The sequence below is a fragment of the Microbispora sp. NPDC046933 genome (genome assembly GCF_040644635.1).
Classification (GTDB): domain Bacteria; phylum Actinomycetota; class Actinomycetes; order Streptosporangiales; family Streptosporangiaceae; genus Microbispora.
This window is the reverse complement of the sequence record NZ_JBEYWW010000084.1, coordinates 1-4,250: the sequence shown is the minus strand read 5'-3', so window position 1 is coordinate 4,250 and position 4,250 is coordinate 1. Positions and strand designations below refer to the sequence as shown.

The window sequence follows — 4,250 nt, the reverse complement described above, 5'->3', positions numbered from 1 at the left end:
GCTCTTATCCGATGTCTTCCCTCGTCGCGCTTGGTCGCTTCGCTCCCGCGCACTCCTCAGTCCAGACACCGGCGCGCCCCTCCGGCTCGCTCGGTAGGGTCGGGGCTGTGTCCGCCTCCCTGCGTGAGCCCATCCTCGACTGGTACGCCGAGCACAACCGCGACCTGCCCTGGCGGCGTCCCGACGCGACCCCGTGGGGCATCCTGGTGAGCGAGATCATGCTCCAGCAGACGCCCGTCGCCCGGGTGCTGCCCGTCTGGGCCGACTGGATGGAGCGGTGGCCCACCCCTGAGGCGCTCGCGAAGGAGTCCCCCGGCGAGGCCGTACGCCACTGGGGGCGCCTCGGCTACCCGCGCAGGGCGCTGAACCTCCACGCGTGCGCCCGGGCCATCACGACCGGCCACGATGGCCGCGTCCCGTCCACCTACGACGAACTGCGGGCCCTGCCCGGGATCGGCGACTACACGGCGGCGGCCGTGGCCAGCTTCGCGTACGGCGGCAGCCACGCGGTGCTGGACACGAACGTGCGGCGAGTGCTGGCCAGAGCGGTGCGCGGCGAGGAGTATCCGCCGAAGGCGCCCACGGCGGCCGAGCGGCGGCTCGCGGAGTCGCTGGTGCCCCCGGTGGGCGCGCCCCGCTGGGCCGTGGCCGTCATGGAGCTGGGCGCGCTGGTGTGCACGGCCAGAGCGCCCCGCTGCGAGCGCTGCCCGGTCACCGCGCAGTGCGCCTGGCGGCTGGCCGGGCGTCCGGCCCACGACGGCCCGGCGCGGCAGGGCCAGACGTACGCGGGGACCGACCGGCAGTGCCGCGGACGCCTGCTCGCGGTGCTCCGCGAGGCGCACGGGCCGGTCCCCAAGGAGGCGCTGGACGCCGTCTGGGCCGACCACGTGCAGCGCGAGCGCGCACTGGACGGCCTCCTGGACGACGGCCTGGCGGAGGTCCTCCCCGACGGCACCTACCAGTTGCCCTCCTGACTCAAGGCGCGGGGTCTCGCCCGCCCCGCGCTGCGGAGGCGGCCGACGCGGCGCTCCGCCCCGTCGTGTCCCGTACAGCCCGGGGCGAACACCCCTCTCAGGCGGCGAGCTTCAGACCGAGCGCGGTGAGGTTGCGGCGGGTCCAGTCGAGCTCGTCGGCGAGCTTCGCCACCAGGGCGGCGGGGCCCTTCGCCTTGGGCGAGGTCACATCGTGGGCCTCCACCTCGACGTGCGCGGTGCCGTTCACCGCCCCGGACAGGATCGCGGTGAGCGTGTCGGCGATCACGGGCTGGGTGCTGGGGATCTCCTGGCTGTGGTTGTGCACGTGGCTGAGCTTGACCACGGGAGCCCCGGCGAGGGCCAGCCCGCGCAGCGCCGCGTCGGGCTCCTCCGCGCCGCAGGACAGGTGGCAGGCGTCCAGGCAGACGCCGAGATGATCGGAGTCGATGTCGCAGACCCGCTCCAGGGCCTGCTCGGTGGTCTCCAGCACGCAGCCGGGCCAGGGCTCGAAGCCGACCCTGATCGTCTTGCCGGTGACGCTGTAGAGGCCGCGCAGCTCACGCGAGAGCCGTTCCAGCCGGCGGGAGGCGATGGCGTGCAGGTCGGCGGGCCAGTCGCGGCGCCAGCCGATCGGAATCGTGGAGATGCTGCCCGACTGCACGTCGTCCGGCAGCAGGAACGCGAGGATCTTCGCCAGCGCCATGGTGTAGCGGTAGCGCTCGGGCTTGGCCCAGTCGGGTCCGGGGACCTCCTGGTTGCGCCCGCCGGTGCCGTTCAGGCTGACGCACTCCAGGCCGCGCTCCTCCAGCGACCGGCGCAGCCGTACGAGTTCGATGCGATCGGCGGTGAGGTGGTCGGCCACGGCAGGGGCGAGCCACAGGCCGACGCCCAGCCGGTCGACTCCCAGCTTCCTGCGCACCGGCACGGCGTAGCGCGTGAGATGGGCGATCAGGTTCTCCAGATCCTCGGCGGGATGTACGCCCGCGTTGTAGGCCAGGTGAACCAGCGTCCCGTCGTCGTGCAACAGGCGCATCAGGTGCCTCCAAGGCTTGTGGACTTCCGGACCGCCATTCCGCCCACAGGGCGTGTCCCGACCGCATGGGACTCCGGTCCTCCTACCACCGGGATCTCGCCCCGGGTGGACCGAGCTTCCCCCGTGCGCACGGTCCTACGCGTCCGCCCCGCAGCGGATTGTCCGGTACGCCGCAGGGATGACATGCCGTCCACACGTGCTCATGGCATAGCGCGAGCGGACTCTACAAAGTGTAGTACTACGTCCGGTGGCGTGATACCGGTTCTCGCCTTATCGCCCGGAAGGTGACCGCACCGTGACCGAGATGGGCTGGGAAACGAGGTGCGGCGGGAAAAACAAGGTGCGGTGGGAAAACGAGGTGGGTCGGGAACGAGACGCGGCGGGAAAACGCCGAGGGGCGCCCCTCACGGAGCGCCCCTCGGGTGGAACGGGTTATCGCAGGCGGATCAGCGCTGGACCGCCTCGGCGATGGAGGCCGCCGAGTCCGGGACCGCCGGGCTCTTGGCCTCTCCGGTGAAGACGAACGTGGCCGCGTCGCCTTCGCCCTCGATGTCGATCTTGACGACCTGGCCGGGCCGCAGCTCGCCGTAGAGGATCTTCTCCGACAGCGTGTCCTCCAGCTCCCGCTGGATGGTCCGGCGCAGCGGCCGGGCGCCCATCACCGGGTCGTACCCGCGGTCGGCCAGCAGCTGCTTGGCCGCCGGGGTCAGCTCCAGGCCCATGTCGCGGTCCTTGAGGCGCTCGGCCACCTGGGCGAGCATCAGGTCCACGATCTGGATGATCTCCTTGGGCGTCAGCTGGTGGAAGACCACGATGTCGTCGACGCGGTTGAGGAACTCCGGCCGGAAGTGCTGCTTGAGCTCCTCCTGGACCTTCGCCTTCATCCGGTCGTAGTTCGACTCGGTGTCGTTGGCGCGGGCGAACCCGACCCCGATGCCCTTGGAGATGTCGCGGGTGCCGAGGTTGGTCGTCATGATGATGACGGTGTTCTTGAAGTCCACCACCCGGCCCTGGGCGTCGGTCAGGCGACCGTCCTCCAGGATCTGCAACAGCGAGTTGAAGATGTCGGGGTGGGCCTTCTCGATCTCGTCGAACAGGACCACGGAGAACGGCTTGCGCCGCACCTTCTCGGTCAGCTGGCCGCCCTCTTCGTACCCGACGTAACCGGGCGGGGAGCCGAACAACCGCGAGACGGTGTGCTTCTCCATGAACTCGGACATGTCGAGCATGATCAGCGCGTCTTCGTCGCCGAACAGGAACTCCGCCAGCGCCTTGGACAGCTCGGTCTTACCGACACCGGACGGGCCGGCGAAGATGAACGACCCACCGGGCCTTCTCGGGTCCTTCAGACCGGCCCGCGTGCGGCGGATCGACCGCGACAGCCCCTTGATCGCGTCGTCCTGGCCGATGATCCGCTTGTGCAGCTCGTCTTCCATGCGGAGCAGCCGCTGGGACTCCTCCTCGGTCAGCTTGAACACCGGGATGCCGGTGGCGGTGGCCAGGACCTCGGCGATGAGCTCCTCGGTCACCTCGGCCACGACGTCCATGTCGCCGGCCTTCCACTCCTTCTCCCGCCGCTCCCGCTTGAGCTGCAGCTGCTTTTCCTGATCCCGCAGCGCCGCGGCCTTCTCGAAGTCCTGCGCGTCGATCGCGGACTCCTTCTCCCGCCGCACGTTCGCGATCTTCTCGTCGTACTCGCGCAGATCCGGCGGAGCCGTCATCCTGCGGATGCGCATCCGCGACCCGGCCTCGTCGATCAGGTCGATCGCCTTGTCCGGCAGGAACCGGTCACTGATGTAACGGTCGGCCAGCGTCGCCGCGGCGACCAGCGCACCGTCGGTGATCGACACACGGTGGTGCGCCTCGTAGCGGTCCCGCAGACCCTTGAGGATCTCGATCGTGTGCGACAGCGACGGCTCGGCCACCTGGATCGGCTGGAACCGCCGCTCCAGCGCGGCGTCCTTCTCCAGGTGCTTGCGGTACTCGTCCAGCGTGGTCGCGCCGATCGTCTGCAGTTCGCCGCGGGCCAGCATCGGCTTGAGGATGCTGGCGGCGTCGATCGCGCCCTCGGCGGCGCCCGCACCGACCAGCGTGTGCAGCTCGTCGATGAACAAGATGATGTCGCCGCGGGTGCGGATCTCCTTGAGCACCTTCTTCAGCCGCTCTTCGAAGTCACCGCGGTAGCGGGAGCCGGCCACCAGCGCGCCCAGGTCCAGGGTGTACAGCTGCTTGTCCTTCAGCGT

General features: G+C 70.3%; 3 protein-coding genes. 1 reads left to right on the top strand and 2 read right to left on the bottom strand.

What is annotated here, in order from left to right; genetic code table 11:
* The first annotated feature begins 107 nt into the window (after window positions 1-107).
* Window positions 108-974: an A/G-specific adenine glycosylase gene (locus ABZ857_RS43845; protein ID WP_357056831.1), complete on the top strand. Its 867-nt coding sequence runs from the start codon at window positions 108-110 to the stop codon at window positions 972-974.
* Window positions 975-1,071: 97 nt separating this feature from the next.
* On the opposite strand, the gene ABZ857_RS43840 is transcribed toward ABZ857_RS43845, so the two are convergent.
* Window positions 1,072-2,007 (bottom strand): TIM barrel protein, encoded by a 936-nt coding sequence (locus ABZ857_RS43840; protein WP_357056828.1) that lies wholly within the window; start codon window positions 2,005-2,007, stop codon window positions 1,072-1,074.
* 446 nt (window positions 2,008-2,453) lie between these two features.
* Window positions 2,454-4,250 (bottom strand): ATP-dependent Clp protease ATP-binding subunit (locus ABZ857_RS43835; RefSeq protein WP_357056825.1); only part of this gene is annotated, 1,797 nt, incomplete at its 5' end.